We start from the raw sequence: 26,032 nt of genomic DNA, 5'->3' as shown, positions 1-26,032 counted from the left end.
ACTGAAAATGGGAGTTGTAATCAATCAATCTATAAAAAATACTATTATTACCTACATTGGTTTTGCCATTGGAGCTGTGAATACATTGTACATGTACGTGCATTTTTTAGGCGATACTTATTATGGATTGGTTGGTTTTATTCTTTCTTCAGCTAATATTTTAATGCCTCTTATGGCATTTGGAGTGCATAATACATTGGTAAAATATTTTAACGAATATAAAACAGAAAATGAAAAATCCGAATTTCTGACTTTTATATTATTTCTTCCCTTGTTATTAGTAATTCCGTTTTCTTTGATTGCTTATTTTGGTTATCATCAAATTGCCGATTTATTATCTCATGAAAATCCTATTGTTTATGATTATGTTTGGCAAATACCAGTAATTGGATTGTCTATGGGCTATTTTGAAATTTTTTATGCATGGGTCAAGGTGCATTTGCAATCGGTTTTAGGTAATTTTATTAAAGAAGTTTTATTACGAATTTTAATTAGCATTAGTTTGTTTGCTGTTTATTTTGATTGGATAACACCCATTCAATTTGTGTATACTTTAATGGGAATTTATTTGTTTGCCATGTTATTCATGAAATGGTTTGCTTTCAAAGTACGATTTCCTTCTTTTACATTCAAATTTCCGTCTAATGCCAAAGCTGTTGTTACTTATAGTTTGTTTATTATCCTAACAGGTGGAATAGCTAATTTGTTTTTAGAGATTGATAAATTTATGTTGAATAGCTATGTGAAAATTGAAAATATAGCTTATTATTCGGTTGCGATTTTTATTGCTACTGTTATTGCAGTTCCTAGTAGAGCCATGCATCAGATTACATATCCTATTACGGCAAAGTTAATGAGCGAAAATAAGCATGATGAATTGAATGAACTCTACAAGAAAACATCAATAACCTTACAAATCATTGGAGGTCTAATTTTTATAGGAATTTTGGCAAATATAAATCAGTTGTATTTATTGTTACCTAAAGAATATTCTGGAGGAATTTTTGTGGTTTTTGCAATTGGGTTATCTAAATATTTTGACTTGACATTAGGAAATAATAATGCTATCATTTTTAATTCACAATATTATAGGACAATACTTTTACTTGGTGTTTTATTAATTTTAGTTACCGTTGGATTAAATATGATTTTTATTCCTTTATATGGTTTGAAAGGAACTGCTTTTGCTACATTATTATCGATAACGCTATATAGTTTGTCAAAATTATTATTTGTAGTTTTAAAGATGAAATTATTTCCGTTTTCTATCAATACGATAAAGTCTTTTGGAATTTTAATTGTCACATTTTCAGTTTTTTACTTTTGGGATTTTGGGTTTAACCCAATAGTAAATATATTTCTAAAATCAATTTTGATTAGTGTTTTTTACATTGGTTTGTCCTATTTCTTTTCTCTTTCAACAGATATTAATGCAATTATAAATAAGCTATGGAAGAAAATAGCTTAAAAAAAATCCTGTTTCACATTGCTGTTCCACAGGACTTTTAACAAACTAAACCAACCAAAACTATTTACGAAATTTTTATACTAATTATTTTTTCTTATCTAATCCTTTTATGTCTTCACTAGACATTTTTGCTTTTGTACCATCTTGACGGTAGTAATAGTAATCTTCATCATTATCATTGCTGTTATAACTTGAGTTGTAATCATAGTTATCTGCTTGATAGTGGTTGTTATTTGATGTATAAGTGTAATTTCCACTATAACTATTAACAACTCCAATGATGTTTATAATTCGTCCTCTTCTGTCATAAATGATTCTTAAACCACCTACTTGAGTTAGTGCAAAACTGTTATAATTCATATAAACGGAACCCACTCTTTTAACTCTTCCTACAGCATCATAGTTTATAAAAACATTTCCCACTCTTCTTACTCTACCCATATAATCATGTTCAATTTTCGTGCCAGTTGTACCATGATATACATTAGAATTTCCTCTTGCGCCTGGAGCACCATATGTTCTATTAACACCATTTGATCTTCTATTAGGTGCAGTTGTTCTAACTGTATTAAAATCGAATTCACCATTTGGGAATATATAAAACTCGATTCCTCTTTCCATGAAAACTATCGGATCTGCATATCTATAATCTACAGGGGGATAATTTCTATTGCTAACATCATCAAAAACCTTTTTATCAGATGCTTTTGCAGTATGAAAGCCAAATGCTAAAACTGCAATAACTAATACTTGAGTAATTTTTTTCATAACACATCAATTTAAGGTTAAACTTTCAACTTCGTTTTTTTAATTTAAAACTTGTTGCTTGATTAACTATATCCAATTTGCGTGCCAAAAAAAGTTACTTACATGAATTTATTTGTAAATAATTGATTATTAATTGTTTATTTGAATAAAAAAATCCAGCTATAAGCTGGATTTTTGTTTGTTTTATTAAATATGAAATTATCTATCCATATATTCACGCATTTTTTGTTGAAGCAATTCTTGATCTTGCAATGTGTCTAGACCAAAAGTCATTATTATCCAAACGAAATAAATTATTGTTAGTATGCTCAAAGCAATACCTATTATACATAAAATTCTACCAATGTTAAGATTACTGTAGTTTGTATATACAGTTGGATTCTCTCTATAAAGCAATAAATCTTTTTTAGATATTGCAAGACCAATAATTCCAAGAATTAGACCTATAATTCCATAACAACAACAGGTTAGTATTGACAAAATTCCTAAGATTAGTACAGCAGTGGCATTTGGTAATTTTTGATTTTCCATGATTTAATTTATTTGGTTAGTTAATAAAAATGTTTAAAATAATAAGCAACTATCATTATAATAGCATTTAAAATGGCTGTAGTAATAACAATTTTAGTGTAATTTCTTGACTTGTCTATTAAATGAATGAAAAGAAATATAAAAAAAAGTAATGTAGTATAAATAGCTGGATACATTTTAAAGGCTCCTATAAAATCACCTTGAAATAATAAGAGAAGAGATCGTTGCGTGCCACAACCTAAACATTCTACTCCGAAAAGAGATTTACTGAAGCAAGGTAACATATATTCTTCCATGGTTGTAAAACTTTTTTTTACAAGTTTACAAAAATATTACTGTAAAAAAAATAGCATGTCAATTTTAGTTTTTTATATTTGGAAAAAGAAATTGAAATGAAGAATTTTATATATACAATTTTACTATTTGTCTTTGGAATTTATGCTATATATGAACAATCAAAACCTGAACCTAATAAGCTTGTTATGTTTGTTGCTTTTGCAATTTTCATGGTAGGATTGTATCGAATTATGAATAAAATACCAAGTAAACACGATAAAAAAGATACAGATGATGAGCAGTAATTTTGAAATAGGAGATAAAGTTTCAGTGCTTGATGATGCCATTGACGGTGTAGTTATCAAAGTAAATCATAATGAGGTAACAATTACTACAGATGATGATTTTGTGATGAAATTTATGGCAGAAGAGTTAGTTAAAATAAATAAAGGCTCATTAACTAATTTATTTTCATCAAAGAGTGTCTCTCAAGTTTTATCTGAAAAAGTTGAACCAGCAAAGCGTTCTTTTACAAAAGAGAAAAAATCTAAAAGAGAAGATTTTGTTTTAGAAGTAGATTTGCATATTGAAAAATTAGTTCCGTCTGTAAAAGGATTATCTAATTATGATATACTTAATATTCAAATGGATACTGCTAAAGGGCAACTTGATTTTGCTATAAGAAACAGAATGCAAAAACTAGTTTTTATTCATGGAGTAGGAGAAGGAGTTTTGAAATCGGAATTAGAATTTATGCTTGGGCGATATGAGCAAGTTAGTTTTCAAGAAGCCAGTTTTCAAAAATATGGTTTTGGGGCAACAGAAGTTTATATTAGACAGAATGTTCGTTAATTAGCATCAATTTCATAATCACCAAAAATATAACTCACAAAACTAAATGAATTATCAGTACTGGTAAAATTTACATTTAGAAATGTAATGTTATGAGAATATTTGTCTAGGACATTATTTGTATCGTATACTTCATTAGTTTCAATTGAAATTGTTCCTCCAGTTGCATTCCATTCTTTTACCACAGTTGGCGATGATACTGGAATAGTTGAACAAACTGTAAGATTAGAAACAGTACCAGTATATTTTCTATAAATAATTTTATTGCTTTCTCCAATGGTTACTGTTCTTGGTGTACCGTTTGTTGGTGCACCCTCAAAAGCAGTTGTAAAAACGCTTTCAGGTAAACTAATTAATAATAATTCATCATTTTTAGTCTTAAAAATTAAAGTGTTATCTGTGCATTCTTGAATTGTTTGACCTTCAAAATTAAAAGATTCAAGAGTAATATCTCCATCATCGCAAGAAGAAAAAGTAATTATAGTAAGTAATAGAATAAATATATTTTTCATAGAAAATGTCTAAAATAAAATACTAATTGTATATGGAAACAAAAATAAGTTTAATATTTAATTCTAAACTATAATTTTAACTAATTTTTAATTTGTTTTTTTATTTTGAGAAGTTATCATTAAAAGAATGATATTATTTAAAAGGTAGAAATTAGTAAGATTATTTAAATCAGTGAAAATTTTAAGAAAAGTATAATTAGTTAAGTTTTTAACAACCGAAATCGTTGTATTTTTTTATTGAAATGATAAAAAACACTTTAAGAAATCGTTTTCGTTAATAACTAATTTTAAAAAATGTACTAAGGAAAATCTTATAAATGTATATTTATGAAAATTTTCACTCTAATTTTATCATTAATATAATTAAAGCGAATAATAGTTATAAATGCTAAAATTAAGATAATAAATAAATCTAACCTTAAATTAAATTATGAGTACAAAACAAATTAAAACAAATTATCCAGCATTATATACATTGATAACTGTCTTTTTCTTTTGGGGATTTATAGCTGCAGGTAATAGTATTTTTATTCCTTTTTGTAAAAGTTATTTTTCATTAGATCAATTTCAATCTCAATTAGTAGATTTTGCTTTTTATACGGCCTATTATATAGGAGCATTATTGTTATTTGCATTAGGAAATAGCTCAGGTAAAGATATTGTTGGAAAGTGGGGTTATAAAAAGAGTATTATTTATGGTTTATTATTTTCAGCGCTTGGAGCAGGTGCTATGATAGTTGCAGTTGAAGCAAATTTATATGCAGGTATGCTTGTAGGTTTATTTATTGTTGCTTTAGGTTTTTCATTACAGCAAACTGCAGCAAATCCTTTTGCGATATTATTAGGAGATCCAAAAACGGGAGCGAGTCGTGTAAATCTAGGTGGTGGAATTAATTCTTTTGGAACTACTATTGGACCTATTGTTGTAGCTCTAGCTTTATTTGGAACAGCAGCTTCAGTTACTGATGAACAAATAAAATTGTTAGAATTAAATAAAGTAGTTATTTTATATGTTTGTGTTGGATTGCTTTTTGTTGCAGCAGCTGCATTATTTTATTTTTCAAAGAAGGTGCCGTCTGGAATTTCTGAGGAACCAATAGAAAAATCGAATAAAGCTTTAAAAACGCTTGTAGTAATGACTTTATTACTAGCTGTAGCGTTTACACCTGTTTTTCAAAGTTATAAAAGTGAGTCTGCATTAAAAATTGAAAAATTGCAAAATGAAATTAATGAAGTTAAAAATTTGAATACATTAACAGTTGATGCTAATTTTGACATATCTCAAAAAGAGGAGGAATTAGTTTCTTTAAAGTCAGATCTAGAGCATTATAGAATGTATTGGCTTTTTGGAGCTTTAGCAGTTATTTTAGGAGGAATTTTATTCTCTTATACATCTGCGAAAAAAAAATCAGATGGTTGGGGAGCAATGCAGTATCCTCAATTAGTTTTAGGTATGCTGGCAATCTTTACTTATGTAGGTGTAGAAGTTGCTATTGGAAGTAATTTAGGAGAATTATTAAAATTAAAAGACTTTGGAGGATTAGAATCATCTGATATAGCTCCATATATTTCTATGTATTGGGGAAGTTTAATGATTGGTCGTTGGGCTGGTGCTGTTAGTGTTTTTGAGTTAAAAGGAATGAAGAAAACCTTAGCTTTAATTATTGTTCCATTAATAGCATTTGGAATTATTTTAGTAGTTAATATTATATCTGGAAAAGATATGAAACCTTTATATTATTATATTTTTTGTGTTTTAATTCAAATAGGAGCTTTCTTTTTGAGTAAAGATAAACCAGCCAGAACATTAACTATTTTTGGTTCTTTTGGGATTCTAGCAATGTTAATTGGGTTATTTACCACAGGAACAGTAGCAATCTATGCCTTTTTAGCAGGAGGATTAGCATGCTCAATTATGTGGCCATCTATATTTAGTTTGTCAATTATTGGATTAGGAAAATACACTTCACAAGGCTCAGCTTTTTTAGTAATGATGATTTTAGGAGGAGGAATAATACCTCCAATACAAGGAAAATTATCAGATATTATAGGTATTCATCAATCTTATATTGTTGCCGTTGTATGTTTCGCATATTTAACATTATTTGCGATTCTAGTAAAAGGAATTTTGAAAAAACAAAATATTGATGTTGATGCAATAGAAGTAGAAGGAACTCATTAAGAACATCACTTTAGAAATATTTATTTACTAATTAAAAGCTAAAAAATCCGTTTAGTTTTTCTAAACGGATTTTTTTATTTTTACTTAACAATATCTATTATAACGGTTCTATTATAAAATCGTTCTTCAGGATATTTATTATCAAACGGGGCCAATTTTTCGTCTTCGCCTTCACCACGTACTTTAAATGTTACATCGGTTCTTCCAGCTGTAGCAAGACTCTTTTCTAAGATACTTCTCACATCATTTACTCTGGCTAATGATAAATTTTTATTGTAATCAATTTCTCCAATTATATCTGTATGCCCAGTTATAATAACGGTGGCGTTTTGAGGAATTTTTGGAGCAACAATTTCAGTTAAATACTTATCATAAATAGCGATTGATTTTGATTCGTTAAATTCATAAATAACACTAAATCGAATACTTTCCTGAACAACAGGCGCTACATAAGGAGTTAAATGCATGGTACTTTCTTGATTGATAATTTTTCCAGATTTTGTAGTTCCAGTCATTATTATTTTGTAATCATTCTCTGGTTGGTTACCCATAATTGTTTTTCTAGGAATATTTACTTGTTCCTCTGCATAAGGACCAAAATTTTGTACTTTTCCTTTCTCATCTATAATTTGTAAAGACCAAAATTTTAAGGCTTCTTCAGTACCTTTGACGTCAAAAACTACATCATTACTTGGGTTTTCATTACCTATTATGATTTCTATAGGCTTTAATGGTGCATTTTTACCACTTTGAAATTCTATCAATAATTCAGGTGAATTACTTTCAATAGTGACTCTTCTGTCTCCTTCTTTAAGTAATCCAAGTTCTTTTGTACCACCAATCTGTTCTGATGGAACAAGTGGTTTATCTCTTCCTTCAACAGCAATTCTATTTTCTTTAATTTCAAAAACAGTTGTTAAATAGTTTTTTATGTTTTGTGCCATAATTAATCCCTCTTGACGTCCATTTTCTGATGAACCAACCAATGTTACAGTGGTATTAGGATTTTTGACCATTCGGTCTCCCAAAATATTTAAAATATTATAATACACTAACATTTGACGTTCGGAACGGCCCGACATGTTTTTTGGGGTATTGAATTGTACTTGGTCTTCTTTGAAATCTTTTACTTCATTTTTATTTAATATAACATATCGGTTTGGAATTTCTGTTGAACCTTCATTAAAAAACACATAATTCCGGATAGGGAACACTTCTCTTACCACTTTTACATATTCAACATTAGTAGGAGGGTTAGCTGAAAAAGTAACTTCTCCATCTATTGGTAATTCAATTAATTGACCTTGACCAAATTTTAATACCATTCCAGCTCTTAAAGTAGTTATATTCCAAGTTTCAACACCTCTGGGATTTTGACTAAAATAGGGATGATAAGCAATGAATGGAGATAAAACAAATTGTGTTTTACTAGTTGTAGTATTCAAAGGAATGTCGTAACCTAATCCAATTTGCATTGAGATGATGGTTTTATTCACATCACTAAAGTCACCTTTTACATCTGGATTTTGCACTTGAAGAGGAAAGTCTGGATTTGTTCCTTGTTCGTAAGTAAACGATTTATCTTGAAGGAAAGCAAATCTTGGTCCACCGTATAAGTAGAGGTTAGATCTGAAAGGAGTAAATCGTAAACTTGGTTCAATGGTGATGTAACTTAATTTTGTTTTCAAATCAGCAGGACAATTACAAGGTGTTGTTACTTGATCAAAACTTCCTCGACGACTATCATAACCTGCTTGAAAAATGAATCCAAATCTTGAATCTGGTTTATGATATTCTATGGTAGGAGCAATGAATAAACCTACACCGTTTCCTTTATGAAAAGCTGTTGGAGGAGTAAAATTCTCATTTAACATAAAAGTAGAACCGCGATAGAAATTAAAGTTAGCTCCAGTTGCTACACCAAACATCCAAGAAGGTTTTGTGTATTCTTCTACTTGGGCATTTATTTTAGTAAAGCCCAATATAAGTATTGTAACTACAAATAAAATTTGCAATTGGAGCTGTGACATGAATCCCGCACTGGGAGATTCAATAGCTGTGGTATGATTTATTTTCATGATTTAAGTTTTATATCTCTTGTAAAGACATTTTTATTATTGAGGAACATTTATGGTAGTATTTACCATTGTTACAGATGAAATAAGTGATAATGCTCTACCGTTCAGTACCGTTTGTGCAGCATTACCAGCTGTTGAAAACGTAACACCTGAATTGGATATAATAGTTCCAACCATTGTTCCACCACCAGCTCCATTAATTGTTGCAGTACTTCCAACATACCAGAACACATTTTTAGGTAAAGCGTCATTAATTAAGATAACACTTTTTGCTCCAGTTGGGCCAGCAATGCCTACTGTTAAACCTGAATCTGTTTGAAAAACCCATACTGCATTTGGATCACCTTGCGCATCAAGCGTTAAGTCACCATTTGAAATATTGAAAGTTCCACTAGCAGATTTATAAACTCCAGGAGCTAATGTTAATCCGCCTAATTCTCCTGCTCCAGGATCTGTGCCTCCAGGCATTGATGCTGGTGAAATACTTAAGTAAGCAGCATTTGCATCTGATAACGCTTGAGTAGCAATTGCAAATGAAGTAGCTGTTCCTGGCATGGGTGGTGCCGTGAAAATAGCTCCTGTTACATTTCCTATGTTTAAAGGAGTTTCTGTATAGATTGCAGTAGCATCATGGAAACCAGTAATTAAAGTTGAAGGTGCAGTAGTTGCAATACTTCCGTTAATTACAGTATTTATTCCTTGATTCGTTACTCCTGCATTTCCGCCAAAAGCACCAAATGGTAATGCTGATCCTAAATCAGGTGCATTAGAATTATTAATAGTTGTGAATGTCCAAACATGATTATTAGAGAGGGAAACACCCGTTGAGTTTTTGGCTCCTGTTGTGATAGTAGCTGTGTATACCGCATTTTCTAAAAGTGGATTTGTAGAAGTAAAAGAAGCTATGTTTCCGCTATAGGTTACTGAACCTAAAATAATAGTTGATCCTTGTTTTAAAGTAAAAGTTGCATTACTAATTGTTAATGGATCCATTGCCATATCAAATGTCGCTGTAACTACTTTATTCATTGAAACTCCAGTTTCATTATTAAAAGGATCAGTTAGAATTACTCTTGGTGCTATAATAGTTCCTGTGGTAAAATTCCAAACATAGTCAGAAGATAAACCTACACTAGCCATATTCTCAGCTCCAGCTGTAATAGTCGCAGTATATACTGTATTGGCAGTTAGGTTAATATTTGGTGTGAAAAAGGCAGTATTTGCTGAATATGTTACAACACCAGTTATAGTATTAGTTCCTTCTTTCAACGTAAATGTAGTTGCATTTATAGTGGAAGGATTCATGGGCATATTAAATGTAGCGCTAACTACTTTGTTTAATACGACTCCTGTTTCATCAGAAGTAGGACTAGTTGAAATTACAACAGGTTGTAATGTAGCACCAGTACTAAATGTAAAGATGTAATCTTCTTGCAAAGCATTTCCTCTTAAATCTTTGGCCGCTGTGGTAATTTTCACTACATAAGTAGTATTAGGAGTTAAATTTACTGAAGGAGTAAAAGTAGCAGTTGCACCAGAATAAGTTAAAGTACCTGAAACTGCTGAGCTTCCTGTTACTATAAAAGAAGAAGAATTAATAGTTGAAGGGTTCATTTCCTCATTAAAAGTAACTGTGATTGCTTGATTAAGAGGAACATTGGTAGTCGAATTATCAGGATTTGTATCAATCACCATTGGACACAAGCCAGTAGTTTCTTGAAAATCATCTTCGGCACAACCGGTAATAAGAGTAGCTAAGACTATCGCAATAGTTACTAGAAAGTTTTTTTGTTTCATTATTAGTATAATTTATGAAACAAAGGTGAATCTAATTTAGTCTTATTGTGTTATACAAGATATGTTAAAAGTTATATAACTCCCATTTATAAAAAAATCCGATTTGAAACTTCAAATCGGATTTAGTATGTTTTATTTATTTCGTATTCAAAACTTTGTACCTTGTACTTACAAATGGATTACTTCACCATAAGCATCTGCTACAGCTTCCATTACCGCTTCACTCATGGTAGGATGAGGGTGAACAGCTTTTAAAATTTCATGACCTGTAGTTTCTAATTTGCGTGCTACAACTGCTTCAGCTATCATGTCTGTAACTCCAGCACCTATCATATGACAACCTAACCATTCTCCATATTTAGCATCAAAAATGACTTTTACAAAACCATCTGGTGTTCCAGCTGCTTTAGCTTTTCCAGAAGCTGAGAAAGGGAATTTACCAATTTTTAATTCGTAACCTTTTTCTTTAGCTTGTTTTTCTGTCATACCAACTGAAGCTATTTCTGGAGTAGCGTATGTACATCCAGGAATGTTACCATAATCTAAAGGTTCAACATGTAATCCAGCAATTTTTTCTACACATAATATTCCTTCAGCAGAAGCAACATGTGCTAAAGCTTGACCAGGAGTAACATCTCCAATAGCATAATAACCAGGAACATTTGTTTGATAAAAATCATTTACTAAAATTTTATCTCTATCAGTTGCAATACCAACTTCTTCTAAACCAATGTTTTCTATATTTGTTTTTATACCAACAGCAGAAAGTAAAATATCAGCTTCTAAAATTTCTTCACCTTTTGCAGTTTTTACAAATGCTTTTACTCCATTACCAGAAGTATCGATACGTTCTACTGATGAATTAGTCATAATAGAAATTCCTGCTTTTTTCATAGAACGTTCAAATTGCTTTGAGATATCCTCATCTTCTACAGGAACAACATTTGGCATAAATTCTACAATAGTAACTTCAGTTCCCATTGCATTATAGAAATGTGCAAACTCAACACCTATTGCTCCAGAACCTACAACAATCATTTTCTTTGGTTGTTCAGGTAATGTCATAGCTTGTCTGTAACCAATTACTTTTTTACCATCTTGAGGTAAATTGGGTAACTCACGTGAACGAGCACCTGTAGCTATAATGATATTATCTGCGGAGTATTCAGTTATTTTTCCATCTTTATCGGTAACATCTACTTTCTTTCCAGGTTTTAGTTTACCAAAACCATCAATTACATCAATTTTATTTTTCTTCATAAGGAATTGAACACCTTTGCTCATTCCTTCAGCAACATCTCTAGAACGTTTTACAACAGCGTTAAAATCTTTATCAAATTCCTTAACAGTTAAACCATAGTCAGAAGCATGTTTTAAATAATCAAATACTTGAGCAGATTTTAGTAAGGCCTTTGTAGGAATACAACCCCAATTTAAACAAATTCCTCCTAAATTTTCTTTCTCTATAACGGCTACTTTAAAACCTAATTGTGATGCTCTAATTGCTGTTACATATCCACCAGGACCACTTCCTAAAACAATGATGTCGTATTTCATTTTTTGATTTTTATATTTTAAAAAAAAGTAATTGTAATAATTATCGTTTGCGAATTTAAGGAATTATTTTAAAAGATTATACCTGAATTAAAAATTGAGAATCATATAGGTTTTTATAAAAACCATTTTCTAAAGTTAATAATTCAGAATGTGAGCCAGATTCAACAATTTCACCTTTATCCATAACAATGATTCTATCAGCTTTCATAATAGTTGCTAATCTATGGGCAATTACAATTGAAGTTCTACCTTTTGTAATTTTTTCAGTTGCATTTTGTATTAATTCTTCCGAATAACTGTCAATAGAAGAGGTAGCTTCATCTAAGATTAAAATACTTGGATTACTGACATAAGCTCTTAAAAAAGCAATTAACTGCCTTTGTCCTGAAGAGAGCATAACACCTCTTTCTTTTACATTATAATCATAACCATTAGGAAGATTCATAATGAATTCATGTACTCCAATTTTTTTTGCAGCTATTATTACATTTTCTCGACTAATTGATTCATCGTAAAGTGTAATATTATTGTAAATAGTATCTGCAAATAAAAAGACATCTTGTAAAACAACAGCGATTTGTTTTCGTAAACTCTCTATTGTGTAATCTTTAATATTTGTGTTATCTATTGTGATAGTTCCTGAATCTATTTCGTAAAAACGATTTAATAAATTAATTATAGTAGATTTTCCTGCTCCTGTACTCCCTACAATTGCAATAGTTGCTCCAGCTGGAATATTTACATCTATACCTTTTAAAATTTCTTCTCCTTTTAGATAACTAAATCGAACTTTATTAAATGAGATTGTTCCTTCAAATCGAGAAGCAATAGTGTTTCCTTTGTCTTGTATTTGACTATCAGTTTCTAATATTTCAAAAACACGTTCGGCTGCTACAATTCCCATTTGCATGACATTAAATTTATCTGCAATTTGTCTTAAAGGGTTAAATAGCATACTAATTAACATGGTATAAGTAAATAAATCACCAAATGTTGTACTCGTGCCTCCATCAAGTATTTGCATACCACCATACCATACAATTGCTCCTAATGTTAAAGAAGAGACAAAATCTGCAATAGGGAAGAATATAGAGTTATATAGAATATTTTTTAACCAAGCTTTATTGTGCTTGTGATTAATTTCTTTAAACTTTTCATATTCAATTTTTTCTCTATTAAAAAGTTGAACAATCTTCATTCCAGTTAATCTTTCTTGAACAAAAGTATTTAGATTGGAAATCTCGTTCCTAACTTCATTAAAAGCTACTTTCATTTTCTTTTGAAAAATGTTAGTGGCATAAATTAGTATTGGCATAGCCAAAAGCACAATTAAAGTAAGTTTCCAGTTCATATATATCATTATTCCTAAAATGACAATCATTTTTAGAATATCACTTACAATCATGAACAAACCCTGACTAAAAATACTTGCAATAGATTCTATATCGGAAACTGTTCTTGTGACTAGCTTACCAACTGGTTCATTGTCAAAATACTTCATTTTAAAAGAAGTAATGTGCTTAAATAGTTTGTCTCGTATGTCTTTTATAATGTCTTGACCTAACCAATTTGCCCAATAGGTGAAAAAGAATTGTGATATTACTTCTAAAAGTAAAACGACACCCATTATTATCACATAGATTAATAATCCTTCTTTATTGTGATTTTTTAAATAATCATCAACGGTTTGTTTTAATAAATAAGGACGTGCAGCTGCAAAAATGGAAAGTAAAATAGCCCAAGCTATTACCCAATTAAACCTTTTTTGATAAGGTTTAGCATATTGCATTACTTTTTTTAAGGATTTTGGTTTTATAGCACTCATCTATATTTTTTTATTACAACTTTAAAAATTAGCTTCAAAGTAAGGATAATTAACCTTTACCAAGTATAAACCATGTGCAGGAACAGAAAAACCAGCTTTACTTCTGTTTTTGCTTTCAATAATTTTTTCAAAATCATCAATTGAAATTTTACCTAAACCGATATTTATCATTGTTCCTACAATTGCTCGAACCATATTTCGTAAAAAACGATCTGCTTTTATTGTGAAAATTAATTGATTCTCTTTTTGAATCCAATAGGCTTTTGTTATTATACAATTGAATGTATGAACATCTGTGTTTACTTTCGAAAAACATTCAAAATCGATATGTTTAAAAAGTAAGTCACAAGCCTTATTCATTTTGTCTATATCTAACTCTTTTGAAAAATACCAACTTCCATCCTGATTAAAAACATCTTTATAAGAATGGATGTAATATTCATAAGTGCGACTGGTGGCATCAAAACGAGCGTGAGCTTCATCATCTACTTGGATAAAATCAAAAATAACGATATCATTAGGTAGGTAAGAGTTTAGTTTTTTAGTCCAATACTTAGAATCTATTTCTCCATCATAATCAAAATGAGCATACATTTCTTTTGCATGAACACCACTGTCTGTTCTACCAGCTCCAACAATTTCAATTTTTTGTTTTAATAATAAACTAAGTGCTTTATCAAGAGTTTCCTGAATAGAAATAGCATTGGGTTGTATTTGAAAACCAAAGTAATTTTTTCCGTTATAGGCAAATTTGATAAAATATCTCAAATCAAGTTTATTTTTGCAAAGTGGCAAAGTTACGAAATTCAAATTCCAATATTCAATTTCTAAATCCCAAACTTTGTTAATAATGAATAAAAAAAAACAGAATTCAATTTTATACTTTATATTACTTTTGCAATATGACAAAAATTCTATTACTTTCAGATACGCATAGTTATATCGATGATCAAATCATGAAGTATGTTCGTCAAGCTGATGAAATTTGGCATGCAGGAGATATTGGTGATTTAATTGTGACTGATACAATAAAAAAAGAAAAACCTTTGCGAGCTGTTTTTGGTAACATAGACAATCATGAAGCCAGAAAAGAATTTCCATTACACAATCGTTTTATGTGTGAAGGAGTAGATGTTTGGATTACACATATAGGAGGTTATCCTGGAAAATACAATGTAGAAGTAAGGGAAGAAATTAATAAAAACCCACCTAAAATTTTTATTTGTGGACATTCTCATATATTAAAAGTAATGCCAGACAAGAAATTAGGCTTAATACATATGAATCCTGGAGCTATTGGAAAACATGGCTTTCATCAAGTGCGAACCATGTTACGTTTTGAAATTGATGGTGATAAGATTCAAAATTTAGAAGTTATAGAAGTAGGGAAGAAGTAGTGAATATTATTATTTACTAAGATAGTATCTAAAGTCTGAGTTTAATACTTATTTTTAGAAGCATAACCAAGTCATTCAGTAGAAATTAAGTCCCGCTATTCGCTATATCTTTTCTTTTTAAAGGAAAAAAGAAAAGGATGTCGCTACTATCGGGGCTAAAATAGATTTTTATAATTATTTAGACACCATATTTCAATACTAATAGAAATTCAATTTTAAAACTTGTCTTTTTTAGTAAATGCTATAGAAATAGGTTGTCCTTGTTGATTTCCTAAAAATAAAAATCCGAACCATGAAGATTCGGATTTCTAACGCACTAATAAACTAAGATGTTAGGTTTATCGCAATCGATCCACAGATTTTACGAGATCTTCGTCCTTTTTAATTGCTCTATTGGCTAGAACAAGGAAAACGATAGAAATGGCAGGAAGAATCATCCCAATACCCTTCTCAGAAACTTCCGTTTCTCCGGATAAGCTTAGTGTTCGATACACAAAAAATCCTAGTAAAATAAAGTTAAATATTATTGACAATCTGTTTAAAACAAATTGTGTTTGTCTCTTTTTAAAACTAAAAATACTAATTAAGGTTAGTAATGATGTTAAACCAAATAAAATCATATAAGGAATAGAAGAAGTAAAATATACAGGTGTTTCATTTCCAATTTCTTTCCATAATGAAAAACTAAAAGGAAGTACAGCTGTTGCAATACAACTGATAACCATATATAAAGTTTGAATTCTTTGAATCATTTTTATCTAACTTTGTAGAGCAAAAATAGATTTTCTTTTTTAAAAAAACTATTGTTTTATTCAATTTTATTCGTATTATTGCAAGACATAATCGTAAGTACTTCATTCTACGATTTGTATAATCTCAAAAAAAATCTCACTTTTTTTGTTGACCTAAACCTTAAATAATTTATTCATTTATATCCATGTTTGATATTGAAGTATTAAAAGAGATGAAACTCTCTGAATTACAGGAAATTGCTAAAGTTGCTAAAGTTAAAAAATACAGAACATTAAAAAAAGAAGAATTAGTTTATCAAATTTTAGATGTTCAAGCCGCAAATCCTGAAACTATAAAGGTAGAAGAAACTCCTACTGCCAAAGTTGATGAAAACACTCCAAAAGCTAAACGTACAAGAGTAGTTACTTCTAAAATAGAAAAGAAAGCACCTAAGAAAGGTTTGTTTAAAGAAGATATGTTTGTTGATGAGGATAAAAACGAGGACAAAAAAGTTGAGGAAGTAAAACCTGTAAGTTCTGCATCAAAACCAAAAACTACTAGTACTTTAAAACCAAGGCAATCAAATGAAAAGACTAATGAAGTAAAAGATGTTCCTGTTGCTGAAAATGTAAAATCAGAATCTAAAGAGGTTTCTTCTGAAGAAGTGGCTGTAAAACAAGCTGTTCAGAATAAGAATCCAAACCCGAATCCAAACCACAAAGCCAATCAAAATAATCCAAATCATCCAGCTTATAAAAAAGTAAATGGTAATGGAAATCAAAATCAACCTCAAAATACAAAAAATAACTTTAGAGAGCCAGATTTTGAGTTTGATGGTATTATAGAAAGTGAAGGTGTGTTAGAAATGATGCCCGATGGTTATGGTTTTTTGCGTTCCTCTGATTATAACTATCTAGCTTCTCCCGATGATATTTATTTATCTACTTCTCAAATTAGATTATTTGGTCTAAAAACGGGAGATACAGTTAAAGGAGTAGTGAGACCTCCTAAAGAAGGAGAGAAATATTTTCCTTTAGTTAAAGTTTTAAAAATAAATGGTCACGATCCACAAGTTGTGAGAGATAGAGTTTCTTTTGAACATTTAACTCCAGTTTTCCCAAAAGAAAAATTTAAGCTTGCTGAAAAAGCTAGTACGATTTCAACTCGTATTATTGATTTGTTCTCTCCAATAGGAAAAGGACAACGTGGTATGATTGTTGCTCAACCAAAAACAGGTAAAACAATGTTATTAAAGGATGTAGCAAATGCTATTGCAGCTAATCATCCAGAAGTCTATATGATTGTATTACTTATTGATGAGCGCCCTGAAGAGGTAACAGATATGCAACGTAGTGTAAAAGGAGAAGTTGTTGCTTCAACTTTTGACCGTGAACCTCAAGAGCATGTAAAGATTGCTAATATTGTTTTAGAAAAAGCAAAAAGATTAGTTGAATGTGGTCATGATGTAGTAATCTTATTAGATTCTATAACACGTTTAGCGAGAGCTTATAATACAGTTCAGCCTGCATCAGGAAAAGTTTTAAGTGGTGGAGTAGATGCAAATGCTCTACAGAAACCAAAGCGTTTCTTTGGAGCGGCTCGAAATGTTGAAAATGGAGGTTCGTTAAGTATTATTGCTACTGCTTTAACAGAAACCGGTTCTAAAATGGATGAAGTTATCTTTGAAGAATTCAAAGGAACTGGTAATATGGAGTTACAATTAGACAGAAGAATTTCTAATAAACGTATTTTCCCAGCAATTGATTTAGTTTCGTCTAGTACTAGAAGAGATGATTTGTTATTAGACGACACAACAATTCATAGAATGTGGATTTTAAGAAAATACCTAGCAGATATGAATCCTGTAGAAGCTATGGAATTTTTAGAAAAAAGAATTAAAACTACTAGAAATAATGAAGAGTTTTTAATTTCTATGAATGAGTAAAGACTTTTAAATAAAAATATAAAAAAACCTCAAAAGCATATAACTTTTGAGGTTTTTTTATAAAAAAGTTTAATTATCTAAAAATAAGATTGGCCGCACCTGACATTGCTCCGCCTGTTACAACTCCACCAACTACTGCTCCAACAGGTCCACCAACTGTAAAACCTGCAACAGCACCACCTGCAGCACCAATTACATCAGCAGCAACTGTAAAAGTAGCTTTTAAGCAATTCTTTTTTCTAGCTATATTTGTATAAGTACTTAATTCAAAATCATTATACCAATAATATAAACTATGTCTTGCAACTGCACTACTTATTAATAATGGAACTACGATGTTTTGCTCATATTTGCTATTGGTTATCCTGTATTCCCATTCGTTTAAATGCTCAATTTTATCAATAAAAGAATCTTTAGTAACATTGAAATTTAATATAGTATCCAATATCCATATAAGTTCAGCTTTGATTATAGGGTTAATTTTTAAATCATTTAATAATTCAATTTTTACCACATTTGTATTTTTCATTTCTAATAGAAGAGATTCACTTTGGATATACATTTTTTCAATAAATGATTCATCTAATTTCTTAATGAATCCATTATCGTTACTTGCATAAAATTCTGCCGCAGAATTGATAAACTGTTTGATGTTAAATGTTTTTACTTTTTTAATAAGGTAATCCAAACATTTGTTGTGCATTTCACCAGCAAAATAATATGGATTATTTTTTCCTAGAATTAGAAAATCATAAGTTTCAATTTGTTTGTCTAATGTTGAAATTGCATTTTTGTAATTTTCAATTGTTAAATTGGTTTGTTCTACTGTGTCCATGTAATTAAGGTTTAAATTAATAATTTATTGATTCCTCAAAATTACAGTTAAGTGTATTTATAAAAGTTAGTTGATAAGCCTTGTTTTATACCTATTTTTCCCTTTTATCATTAGGTTGAATAACCTTTTAGTTATAAAAAAGCACCTAGTGTTTTATTCACTAAGTGCTTTAATAAAAATATTTTTATTTTAACTATTGACCGTCTGCATTATTTGATTTTTTAGTTTTTGCAGCAGCTTCTTGAATTAATTTTTGATTTCTAGCATAAGTTTCTGATTGTTCAGTACTTGCTCCGTATAATTCTGGGTGTAAGTAAGTGCCTTTAAATTCTTTTTCTTTTTCAGGAACAATTCTATTTTCTGTTGCATATTTATCAGCTCTTACGGCAGTAATTTGCCAGCTTACCTCAACATTTGGAGTACTAGTTTGAATTACAAATTTATTTCCTGATACTTTTTCTTTAATAATAGCCTGTGAGAAAGTTCCTATTGTGGTTAATTGGTATCTAAAATCTTTATTAGCTGCTTCAAAATATTTAGGTAAAGTAACTGTAACATATCCACTTGCATCGGTTTTTGCATTTCCTGAATAGATATTCATCATATCAGGCGATTCTACAAAACTGTGAACTAGATATTGATTTTTTGGATCTAATGGATGATCTATTTTGAAAGTACCGCCACCTTTTGCAATATTACCTGTTACATTTAAATCCCCTGTAATTGTAACATTTCCTGTAAAAGCGGCTGCTCCAGTGAAATCTGAATCACCATCTACTGATAATCTATTGATTGCATTTGAATTGTAACTTGTACCTATTCTTAATTGTCTTAGATTAGTAAAACCACTTCTGTTAAATCTTGCAATAGTATCTGGTGTAGGACAGCCACCCATTAAATAAAGATTGTTTAGGGCTCCGTTATGTTGGAATTTGATACCACATTCTGAACCACCAAAATTTGTGTCTTCTGCAAAATGTAATTCTCCCGAATTGATATTGTTGAATGCTCCTTGATTACCTATTGCTGCTTTCGGAGCTGTATTGTTTGTAACAAGAAAGTTTAAGTTAGAATTTGTTACATTGGGACCAACTACAACACTACCTGTATTTGTGTTATTTATATTATTACCATTTGTAGTCCATTCTGCACCAGCAATTCCACCTGAGGTTTTAGAAAACAAAGCATATGGAACACTCAATAATTGGCTTGAACCACTAATAGTATAAGCTGTTCCTCCTGTTGGGTCAACTTCTGTAGAAATATAATAGGATCCAGTTGACCAATCTATGGTTGTGAAATCTCCAGAAACAACAGTTCCATTTCCTACTTCAATACTAATAAGACCATTTGCATTTGTTGTAGGATTTTGAGTTTCTACATAAACAGCCGTTCCAGCAGGAGATCCTTCTAAGATACTAATTTGCATTCCTACTGAAGATGAAACTACTAATGCATCACTACCATCTCTTACAACGGCTTGATAACTCATTTTTTCTGGAGCTTGTGCAAAAATGCTTAAAGAAAAGATAGCCGTAGCTAATAATGTGTAAATTTTTTTCATATTGTTCTATTTTTTAATGATTTTGAATGTTTTAACTTCTTTACTTTGATTTGTTATTTTTAGGAAATAGATTGCTGAAGGAAAGGTTGAAACATTAATGTTAGTTTCATCTTGTATGTTTTGTTCTGCCTTTAGTACTTTTCCATTAATATCTACAATTTGATAATCTAATTGTAAATCATTTGTATTATACATATTTACTGTTAATACATCAGTTGAAGGGTTTGGAAAAATTTTTAAATCTTTAACTAGTTCTGAATAATCTATTGAAGATAAGATTTCGGAAATTTCATAAGGTTGTTGTACACCTTGTGCCACAGATCCAGTTGTTCCTGTGTTAGTCGTGTAAACTGCTTGACCAACTGAATAAGAAATGGAACCATTTGATCCAGTAAGTATATCACCTCCTGAAGCGTTAATTGAACTTTGCGCAAATACACTGGAAATACCAAGATATGACACAATTGTTAGAAAAAATAATAATTTGTTTGTTTTCATATAAATAGATTTTAATTAGTTAATAATTCATTTAAAATTTATGTTAAATTAACATAAAATATTTAATTGTACTAAAATATTTTATAATTTTTTAATTTATTCATAAAAATTTAAAAAAAATAAAAAGTATAATGCATCCATAAAGAATAGTTAATACAATTTCTAACCTATATTTTTCTAAAAATCGCATGGGTTAATATTTATTCAAAGCTATGTATTAATGTTTTATTATTTATAGGTAGAAATACCTGTTTTTCTTTTCATTTGGATAAAAAAAATCCTCAAGTTAGTCTTGAGGAAATTATTGAATTAGAAGATGAATATTATAAATAGCTATATTCTCACAATATAATTAATTCATTTCATTATTAATCTAAATTGTATCTTTAATATATTGATCTAGATTTTCTAGTGCCATAATAAATCCTTCTTTGAAGCCCATTTCAATAGTCATTTCTAAATCTGCTAATTTTTCATGTTTTATGGTTACGTAAACGGTTGTAACACCATTTGATTCTATAAAATCAACATTCCAATCTGAACGTGGAAAATCTGGATTTAATTTTCCTGAATTATCACAAAATGCATCTAAGTATTTAAAATTAGTTTTTGGTGAAATAGAATTATAATCAGCTAATGCCCAATGTTCTTCTCCATTTGGACCCACCATTGCATATAATCTTTGCCCACCTTCTTTAAAATCCATTGATTTTGTTTTTGATTTCCAAGGCTTCGGTGCCCACCATAAATCTAATAATTCAGGTTGTGTCCAAGCTGCCCACACAAAATCATTTGGTGCAGCAAATTGTCTAGTTACTTTTACTGTGTTGTTTTCTTTATCAACAGTAAAATCCATTAATAAATTGTTTTTCATATTATTTGTTTTTAAAGTTTGATTCTATAAATTCTTTTAATAAAGTGTTTATGATATGATTCCAACCAGCTTCAAAATTATGTAATGCAAAATCTGAATTTGAAATAGGGAAGGATTCAAGACCAGCATGAGTTAATTGTAATTTTGTTTTTTTGCCCATTTCAATTAACTCAAATGTTACATAAGAAATACCTTCATAACCTTCATATTTCCAACTATAAGTTAATTTTTTATGAAGAATAACTTCAGTAACCTCACATAAATGAGTATATTGAATTCCTTCTTTTGTACCACCAATAAACTGAAAAGTAAAACCAACCTCTGCTTTAAATTCTTTCAAGTCGAAATACCAAAGTTTCATTAGTTCTTTTTCTGTAAGAGCTCTCCATAAATTGTAACTGTCTGTCTCAAAGACTCTTTCTATATAAAAGGGTTTTGCTGTCATTTTTTATTGTTTTTTAAGTTTAATAATACGCTGTCAAGTGCATCAAAACGTTTTTCCCATAAATTTCTATATTGGGCTAACCATTGATCAATCTCTTGCATTTTTATGAGATTTAAATGATAATAAATTTCTCTGCCTGATTGTTTTTGAGAAACCAATTCACATTCCGTTAATATTTTTATGTGCTTTGAAACTGCTTGTCTGCTAGTTTCAAAATGTTCAGCCAAAGCATTAGGTGTCATGGCTTGTAAAGCAATTAACCCAATTATTGCCCTGCGAGTTGGGTCAGCTATGGCTTGAAAAACATCTCTTCTAGTTTCCATAATATTTATATCTGCTACTATATGGTTGCAAATATAAAAGCAATTATTTGGTTGCGCAATTTTTTTAAATTTTTTTAACAAAAGTGAAGAAATTAATATATTGATTGCTCTATTTAAGTTGTGTTTTTAAGATCTCAATTTTTATTCAAACAAGACCTTATTATTTGTTGTTTAACTAATCTCAATTTTAAGATGTGTACATACTTTTTAAGGTTTATATCATTTTTTTGTTTTAAAAAAAGTACTATTCTTCCTAAATTTTTATTAAAGTATTTTGAAACGGATTTAAAGTATAGTATATTTAAGGAAATAAATAAAAATTAAAAAGAATATGCAAATTCAAATTAACACAGACAAAAACATAGATGGAAACGAAAGATTGGTTTCGTTTTATACTTCAGAACTAGAAAAAGAATTAGCTCGTTTTGATGATAAAATTACGAGAGTTGAAGTTCATTTTGGAGACGAGAATAGTGAGAAGTTTAGTAAAAATGACAAACGTTGTTTAATTGAAGTTAGAATTGTAAAAAAGGAACCTTTAGCAGTTACAGAGTATGCTGATACTATTGAAAAAGCATTTTATGGTGCTATAACAAAAATTAAAAAGGTTTTGACTGTTGCAAATGAAAAAATGCACCAGCACTAGTTTATAATTTTTTTAATTAGCAAGCCCAATTAGCAAGAATCGTTAATTGGGTTTGTTTATTTATAAAACTGTTTAATTGTTAATTTTAAAGGTTAATATAAAAAATAGCCTAGATTAGTGAGTAATCAAGAACATAGAAATTGTAAAGCATAAAAGTAAAAACACCTCACATTTTTTACAAATGCAAGGTGTTTTCATCAATTAACCAACCTAACTAAACTATTATTTTTTAATTCTAAATGTCAATTTCAAAAAATAATTTTTATTAACTCAATCGAAACTTCAACAAAATACTAAACTATTGATTTCTAAAAACTAATTTTCCATCAAAACTATCTAGTAGAATAATACTATCGGTTGTAATTTCACCAGAAAGTATTTCTTTTGACAACTGATTCAAAACTTCTCTTTGTATTACTCTTTTTACTGGTCGTGCTCCAAATTCGGCATCATATCCTTTATTTGCCAAATAATCTATTGCTTCTGATGTTGCATCCATTGTTATGTTTTGATGTGCCAACATTTTGGAAACACTTTTTAATTGTAAGGTTACAATTTGACGAATGTTCTCTTGTGTTAATGGAGTAAACATTACAATTTCATCAATACGATTAATGAACTCTGGTCGAACAGTTTGTTTTAATAGTCCTAAAACTTCCACTTTTGCAGCTTCAGTTGCAGCTTCAACATTGCCTTTTAAATTATCAAATTTCTCTTGAATAATATAACTACCCATATTTGAAGTCATAATGATAATTGTGTTTTTAAAATCAGCTAAACGTCCTTTATTATCTGTAAGACGCCCTTCGTCTAGTACTTGTAATAAAATATTAAAAGTATCTGGATGTGCTTTTTCAATTTCATCTAGTAATACTACAGAATATGGTCTTCTACGCACAGCTTCTGTTAATTGTCCACCTTCGTCATAACCTACATATCCTGGAGGAGCACCTACTAAACGACTTACACTATGACGTTCTTGATATTCACTCATATCTATGCGAGTTATGGCATTTTCATCATCAAAAAGATATTCGGCTAAAGCTTTTGCTAATTCAGTTTTACCAACACCTGTTGTACCAAGGAATAAGAAGGAACCTAATGGTTTTTTCATATCTTGTAAGCCAGCACGACTTCTGCGAACGGCATCACTAATGGCTTCAATTGCTTCTTCTTGTCCTACCACACGTTTGTGTAATTCGTCTTCTAATTTTAATAATTTTTCTCTATCGCTTTGTAGCATTTTGGTAACTGGAATACCAGTCCATTTTGCTACAACTTCAGCAATATCTTCGCTAGTAACTTCTTCTTTAATTAAAGAAGTTCCCGATTGATTTTCATGTAACTGAACTTGTAAAACATCTAGTTTTTCTTGAGCATCTTTAATTTTTCCGTAACGAATCTCTGCTACTTTTCCATAATCACCATCACGTTCAGCACGTTCAGCTTCGCCTTTATAATCTTCAATCTCTTGTTTTATATTTTGAATAGAATCAACAACTTCTTTTTCAGATTTCCATTTAGCAAAAATTTCATTTCGCTCTTCTTTTAAATTTGCTAATTCTAAACCTAATCCTTTTAATTTTGTTTCGTCATTTTCTCTTTTAATTGCTTCGATTTCAATTTCCAATTGCATTATTTTTCGATCTAAAACGTCTAGTTCTTCTGGTTTTGAATTGATTTCCATTCGCAATTTAGAAGCTGCTTCATCCATTAAGTCAATCGCTTTGTCTGGAAGGAAACGATTGGTAATATAACGTTGCGATAATTCTACTGCAGCTATAATTGCATCATCTTTAATACGCACTTTGTGATGTGTTTCATATTTCTCTTTAATTCCTCTAAGAATAGAAATTGCACTTTCTGTATCGGGTTCGTCTATATTTACTTTTTGAAAACGACGTTCTAATGCTTTATCTTTTTCAAAATATTTTTGATATTCATCTAAAGTTGTTGCACCAATTGCTCTTAATTCTCCACGAGCTAAAGCTGGTTTTAAAATATTAGCTGCGTCCATTGCACCTTCACCACCACCAGCGCCAACCAGTGTATGAATTTCGTCAATAAAAAGAACAATATCACCTTCAGCTGAAGTTACTTCTTTTACTACTGATTTTAATCTTTCTTCAAATTCTCCTTTATATTTAGCACCAGCAATAAGTGCACCCATATCTAATGAGTAAACGATTTTGTCTTTTAAATTTTCTGGGACATCACCATCAACAATACGATGTGCTAAACCTTCTGCAATGGCTGTTTTACCAACACCAGGTTCACCAATTAACATGGGATTGTTTTTTGTTCTACGGGTTAATATTTGTAAAACTCTACGAATTTCTTCATCACGACCAATAACAGGATCTAATTTTCCGTTTCTTGCTAATTCACAAAGATTTTTTGCGTATTTATTCAGCGCATTATATGTTTCTTCAGCTGAAGCAGAAGTTACACGTTCACCTTTTCTAAGTTCAGTAATAGCACTTTCTAATCCTTTTTCAGTAACACCTTGATCTTTCAAAATTTGGGCAATTTTACTTTTAGATTTAAAAATAGCTACTATTAAATGCTCTATAGAAACAAATTCATCATTCATTTTTTTTGCAATAATTGATGCTTCATTTAGAGCACTATTTGCTTCTCGAGATAGTAAAATGTCTCCACCAGTTACTTTTGAAAAACTTTGTAAAGTATTATCTAATACTTTTTTAAATAAATCAACGTTTACATTTAGCTTTTTAAGTATAAAAGGGGTTACATTTTCATCTACTTCTAAAATACCTTTAAAAATGTGTTCGTTTTCTATTTGTTGATGACCAAAACTTTGTGCAATTTGTTGTGCATTTTGTATGGCTTCTTGCGATTTAATTGTGAAATTATTAAAATTCATGTTTTTTATATTAGTTATTTTTTATATCTATTTTTATTTG

At 29.9% G+C, this 26,032-nt stretch carries 24 protein-coding genes; 7 read left to right on the top strand and 17 right to left on the bottom strand.

The annotated features are described in order from the left end of the window. Nucleotides 1-7: 7 nt before the first annotated feature. Nucleotides 8-1,468: a lipopolysaccharide biosynthesis protein gene (locus tag ACULEV_RS08795; RefSeq protein WP_445458298.1), complete on the top strand. Its 1,461-nt coding sequence runs from the start codon at nucleotides 8-10 to the stop codon at nucleotides 1,466-1,468. Between the two features lie 84 nt (nucleotides 1,469-1,552). Here the strand turns inward: ACULEV_RS08795 and ACULEV_RS08790 are convergent, their stop codons facing one another. From ACULEV_RS08790 to ACULEV_RS08780, 3 genes are all read right to left on the bottom strand, one after another. Continuing rightward, nucleotides 1,553-2,236, bottom strand: a complete 684-nt coding sequence (locus ACULEV_RS08790) for a hypothetical protein (protein ID WP_445458297.1) — start codon at nucleotides 2,234-2,236, stop codon at nucleotides 1,553-1,555. Between the two features lie 198 nt (nucleotides 2,237-2,434). Beyond that, nucleotides 2,435-2,767: a CCC motif membrane protein gene (locus tag ACULEV_RS08785; RefSeq protein WP_445458296.1), complete on the bottom strand. Its 333-nt coding sequence runs from the start codon at nucleotides 2,765-2,767 to the stop codon at nucleotides 2,435-2,437. A gap of 20 nt (nucleotides 2,768-2,787) precedes the next feature. Continuing rightward, complete coding sequence (locus ACULEV_RS08780) at nucleotides 2,788-3,063, bottom strand: DUF2752 domain-containing protein (RefSeq protein WP_445458295.1); 276 nt, start codon at nucleotides 3,061-3,063, stop codon at nucleotides 2,788-2,790. Between the two features lie 96 nt (nucleotides 3,064-3,159). Between ACULEV_RS08780 and ACULEV_RS08775 the strand changes: the two genes are divergently transcribed. Continuing rightward, nucleotides 3,160-3,348: a hypothetical protein gene (locus tag ACULEV_RS08775; RefSeq protein WP_445458294.1), complete on the top strand. Its 189-nt coding sequence runs from the start codon at nucleotides 3,160-3,162 to the stop codon at nucleotides 3,346-3,348. Then, nucleotides 3,338-3,895, top strand: coding sequence for a Smr/MutS family protein (locus ACULEV_RS08770; protein ID WP_445458533.1), 558 nt, complete (start codon nucleotides 3,338-3,340; stop codon nucleotides 3,893-3,895). The genes ACULEV_RS08775 and ACULEV_RS08770 overlap by 11 nt, the downstream gene beginning before the upstream one ends. On the opposite strand, the gene ACULEV_RS08765 is transcribed toward ACULEV_RS08770, so the two are convergent. Then, nucleotides 3,892-4,407 carry a hypothetical protein gene (locus ACULEV_RS08765; RefSeq protein ID WP_445458293.1) on the bottom strand — a complete coding sequence of 172 codons (516 nt, stop codon included), beginning with the start codon at nucleotides 4,405-4,407 and terminating at the stop codon, nucleotides 3,892-3,894. The two genes, ACULEV_RS08770 and ACULEV_RS08765, sit on opposite strands and share 4 nt — an antisense overlap. A 430-nt stretch (nucleotides 4,408-4,837) precedes the next feature. Between ACULEV_RS08765 and ACULEV_RS08760 the strand changes: the two genes are divergently transcribed. Next, entirely contained in the window at nucleotides 4,838-6,589 is a 1,752-nt protein-coding gene (locus tag ACULEV_RS08760; protein WP_445458292.1) for an MFS transporter, read from the top strand. A gap of 80 nt (nucleotides 6,590-6,669) precedes the next feature. Here ACULEV_RS08760 and ACULEV_RS08755 read toward each other — a convergent pair whose 3' ends face one another. The 5 genes from ACULEV_RS08755 to truA form a co-directional block, all read right to left on the bottom strand. Continuing rightward, nucleotides 6,670-8,667, bottom strand: a complete 1,998-nt coding sequence (locus ACULEV_RS08755; RefSeq protein ID WP_445458291.1) for an OmpA family protein — start codon at nucleotides 8,665-8,667, stop codon at nucleotides 6,670-6,672. Nucleotides 8,668-8,703: 36 nt separating this feature from the next. Then, nucleotides 8,704-10,464, bottom strand: coding sequence for an Ig-like domain-containing protein (locus ACULEV_RS08750; RefSeq protein ID WP_445458290.1), 1,761 nt, complete (start codon nucleotides 10,462-10,464; stop codon nucleotides 8,704-8,706). A gap of 168 nt (nucleotides 10,465-10,632) precedes the next feature. Next, nucleotides 10,633-12,021 (bottom strand): dihydrolipoyl dehydrogenase, encoded by a 1,389-nt coding sequence (gene lpdA, locus ACULEV_RS08745; protein ID WP_445458289.1) that lies wholly within the window; start codon nucleotides 12,019-12,021, stop codon nucleotides 10,633-10,635. Between the two features lie 76 nt (nucleotides 12,022-12,097). After that, the gene (locus ACULEV_RS08740; protein ID WP_445458288.1) at nucleotides 12,098-13,846 is read right to left on the bottom strand and encodes an ABC transporter ATP-binding protein; all 1,749 of its coding nucleotides are present in this window, start codon (nucleotides 13,844-13,846) and stop codon (nucleotides 12,098-12,100) included. A gap of 21 nt (nucleotides 13,847-13,867) precedes the next feature. Further along, nucleotides 13,868-14,614 (bottom strand): tRNA pseudouridine(38-40) synthase TruA, encoded by a 747-nt coding sequence (gene truA / locus ACULEV_RS08735; RefSeq protein WP_445458287.1) that lies wholly within the window; start codon nucleotides 14,612-14,614, stop codon nucleotides 13,868-13,870. A gap of 134 nt (nucleotides 14,615-14,748) precedes the next feature. Here truA and ACULEV_RS08730 point away from each other — a divergent pair, with 134 nt between their 5' ends. Beyond that, nucleotides 14,749-15,243, top strand: coding sequence for a metallophosphoesterase family protein (locus tag ACULEV_RS08730; RefSeq protein WP_445458286.1), 495 nt, complete (start codon nucleotides 14,749-14,751; stop codon nucleotides 15,241-15,243). A 338-nt stretch (nucleotides 15,244-15,581) separates the two neighbouring features. On the opposite strand, the gene ACULEV_RS08725 is transcribed toward ACULEV_RS08730, so the two are convergent. Then, nucleotides 15,582-15,995, bottom strand: a complete 414-nt coding sequence (locus tag ACULEV_RS08725; RefSeq protein WP_445458285.1) for a DUF4293 domain-containing protein — start codon at nucleotides 15,993-15,995, stop codon at nucleotides 15,582-15,584. A 185-nt stretch (nucleotides 15,996-16,180) separates the two neighbouring features. On the opposite strand from ACULEV_RS08725, the gene rho reads away from it, so the two are divergent. Further along, the gene (gene rho, locus ACULEV_RS08720; RefSeq protein ID WP_445458284.1) at nucleotides 16,181-17,920 is read left to right on the top strand and encodes a transcription termination factor Rho; all 1,740 of its coding nucleotides are present in this window, start codon (nucleotides 16,181-16,183) and stop codon (nucleotides 17,918-17,920) included. A gap of 73 nt (nucleotides 17,921-17,993) precedes the next feature. Here rho and ACULEV_RS08715 read toward each other — a convergent pair whose 3' ends face one another. The 6 genes from ACULEV_RS08715 to ACULEV_RS08690 all read right to left on the bottom strand — a co-directional run bounded on the left by ACULEV_RS08715 (nucleotide 17,994) and on the right by ACULEV_RS08690 (nucleotide 22,459). After that, complete coding sequence (locus tag ACULEV_RS08715) at nucleotides 17,994-18,755, bottom strand: hypothetical protein (RefSeq protein ID WP_445458283.1); 762 nt, start codon at nucleotides 18,753-18,755, stop codon at nucleotides 17,994-17,996. 193 nt (nucleotides 18,756-18,948) lie between these two features. Beyond that, nucleotides 18,949-20,319 carry a hypothetical protein gene (locus ACULEV_RS08710; RefSeq protein WP_445458282.1) on the bottom strand — a complete coding sequence of 457 codons (1,371 nt, stop codon included), beginning with the start codon at nucleotides 20,317-20,319 and terminating at the stop codon, nucleotides 18,949-18,951. A gap of 6 nt (nucleotides 20,320-20,325) precedes the next feature. Then, nucleotides 20,326-20,817, bottom strand: a complete 492-nt coding sequence (locus ACULEV_RS08705; RefSeq protein ID WP_445458281.1) for a T9SS type A sorting domain-containing protein — start codon at nucleotides 20,815-20,817, stop codon at nucleotides 20,326-20,328. Between the two features lie 373 nt (nucleotides 20,818-21,190). Then, a complete protein-coding gene (locus tag ACULEV_RS08700; protein ID WP_445458280.1) occupies nucleotides 21,191-21,691 on the bottom strand; it encodes an SRPBCC family protein in 501 nt (166 codons plus the stop codon). 1 nt (nucleotide 21,692) lies between these two features. Then, nucleotides 21,693-22,136 carry an SRPBCC family protein gene (locus ACULEV_RS08695; RefSeq protein WP_445458279.1) on the bottom strand — a complete coding sequence of 148 codons (444 nt, stop codon included), beginning with the start codon at nucleotides 22,134-22,136 and terminating at the stop codon, nucleotides 21,693-21,695. Then, a complete protein-coding gene (locus tag ACULEV_RS08690) occupies nucleotides 22,133-22,459 on the bottom strand; it encodes an ArsR/SmtB family transcription factor (RefSeq protein WP_445458278.1) in 327 nt (108 codons plus the stop codon). Before ACULEV_RS08690 ends, ACULEV_RS08695 begins: the two co-directional genes overlap by 4 nt. A gap of 331 nt (nucleotides 22,460-22,790) precedes the next feature. On the opposite strand from ACULEV_RS08690, the gene ACULEV_RS08685 reads away from it, so the two are divergent. After that, nucleotides 22,791-23,105 carry an HPF/RaiA family ribosome-associated protein gene (locus ACULEV_RS08685; protein ID WP_445458277.1) on the top strand — a complete coding sequence of 105 codons (315 nt, stop codon included), beginning with the start codon at nucleotides 22,791-22,793 and terminating at the stop codon, nucleotides 23,103-23,105. Between the two features lie 298 nt (nucleotides 23,106-23,403). Here the strand turns inward: ACULEV_RS08685 and clpB are convergent, their stop codons facing one another. After that, on the bottom strand, nucleotides 23,404-25,992 hold the full coding sequence (gene clpB / locus ACULEV_RS08680; protein WP_445458276.1) for an ATP-dependent chaperone ClpB: 2,589 nt from the start codon (nucleotides 25,990-25,992) through the stop codon (nucleotides 23,404-23,406). Between the last annotated feature and the right edge of the window lie 40 nt (nucleotides 25,993-26,032).

It is taken from the genome of Flavobacterium sp. HNIBRBA15423 (assembly GCF_052655965.1).
The sequence above is the reverse complement of the archived record's forward strand: the minus strand, read 5'-3'. Positions and strand labels throughout refer to the sequence as shown.

Bases quoted from the DNA above. Each gene is read 5' to 3' on its own strand.
- ACULEV_RS08710 (WP_445458282.1), bottom strand. From the start codon at position 20,319: ATGAAAAAAATTTACACATTATTAGCTACGGCTATCTTTTCTTTAAGC.
- ACULEV_RS08705 (WP_445458281.1), bottom strand. From the start codon at position 20,817: ATGAAAACAAACAAATTATTATTTTTTCTAACAATTGTGTCATATCTT.
- ACULEV_RS08725 (WP_445458285.1), bottom strand. From the start codon at position 15,995: ATGATTCAAAGAATTCAAACTTTATATATGGTTATCAGTTGTATTGCA.
- ACULEV_RS08760 (WP_445458292.1), top strand. From the start codon at position 4,838: ATGAGTACAAAACAAATTAAAACAAATTATCCAGCATTATATACATTG.
- ACULEV_RS08790 (WP_445458297.1), bottom strand. From the start codon at position 2,236: ATGAAAAAAATTACTCAAGTATTAGTTATTGCAGTTTTAGCATTTGGC.
- clpB (WP_445458276.1), bottom strand. From the start codon at position 25,992: ATGAATTTTAATAATTTCACAATTAAATCGCAAGAAGCCATACAAAAT.
- rho (WP_445458284.1), top strand. From the start codon at position 16,181: ATGTTTGATATTGAAGTATTAAAAGAGATGAAACTCTCTGAATTACAG.
- ACULEV_RS08775 (WP_445458294.1), top strand. From the start codon at position 3,160: ATGAAGAATTTTATATATACAATTTTACTATTTGTCTTTGGAATTTAT.
- ACULEV_RS08795 (WP_445458298.1), top strand. From the start codon at position 8: ATGGGAGTTGTAATCAATCAATCTATAAAAAATACTATTATTACCTAC.
- ACULEV_RS08730 (WP_445458286.1), top strand. From the start codon at position 14,749: ATGACAAAAATTCTATTACTTTCAGATACGCATAGTTATATCGATGAT.
- ACULEV_RS08690 (WP_445458278.1), bottom strand. From the start codon at position 22,459: ATGGAAACTAGAAGAGATGTTTTTCAAGCCATAGCTGACCCAACTCGC.
- ACULEV_RS08765 (WP_445458293.1), bottom strand. From the start codon at position 4,407: ATGAAAAATATATTTATTCTATTACTTACTATAATTACTTTTTCTTCT.
- ACULEV_RS08740 (WP_445458288.1), bottom strand. From the start codon at position 13,846: ATGAGTGCTATAAAACCAAAATCCTTAAAAAAAGTAATGCAATATGCT.
- ACULEV_RS08685 (WP_445458277.1), top strand. From the start codon at position 22,791: ATGCAAATTCAAATTAACACAGACAAAAACATAGATGGAAACGAAAGA.
- ACULEV_RS08700 (WP_445458280.1), bottom strand. From the start codon at position 21,691: ATGAAAAACAATTTATTAATGGATTTTACTGTTGATAAAGAAAACAAC.
- ACULEV_RS08780 (WP_445458295.1), bottom strand. From the start codon at position 3,063: ATGGAAGAATATATGTTACCTTGCTTCAGTAAATCTCTTTTCGGAGTA.
- ACULEV_RS08785 (WP_445458296.1), bottom strand. From the start codon at position 2,767: ATGGAAAATCAAAAATTACCAAATGCCACTGCTGTACTAATCTTAGGA.
- ACULEV_RS08755 (WP_445458291.1), bottom strand. From the start codon at position 8,667: ATGAAAATAAATCATACCACAGCTATTGAATCTCCCAGTGCGGGATTC.
- ACULEV_RS08695 (WP_445458279.1), bottom strand. From the start codon at position 22,136: ATGACAGCAAAACCCTTTTATATAGAAAGAGTCTTTGAGACAGACAGT.
- ACULEV_RS08750 (WP_445458290.1), bottom strand. From the start codon at position 10,464: ATGAAACAAAAAAACTTTCTAGTAACTATTGCGATAGTCTTAGCTACT.
- lpdA (WP_445458289.1), bottom strand. From the start codon at position 12,021: ATGAAATACGACATCATTGTTTTAGGAAGTGGTCCTGGTGGATATGTA.
- ACULEV_RS08770 (WP_445458533.1), top strand. From the start codon at position 3,338: ATGAGCAGTAATTTTGAAATAGGAGATAAAGTTTCAGTGCTTGATGAT.
- ACULEV_RS08715 (WP_445458283.1), bottom strand. From the start codon at position 18,755: ATGGACACAGTAGAACAAACCAATTTAACAATTGAAAATTACAAAAAT.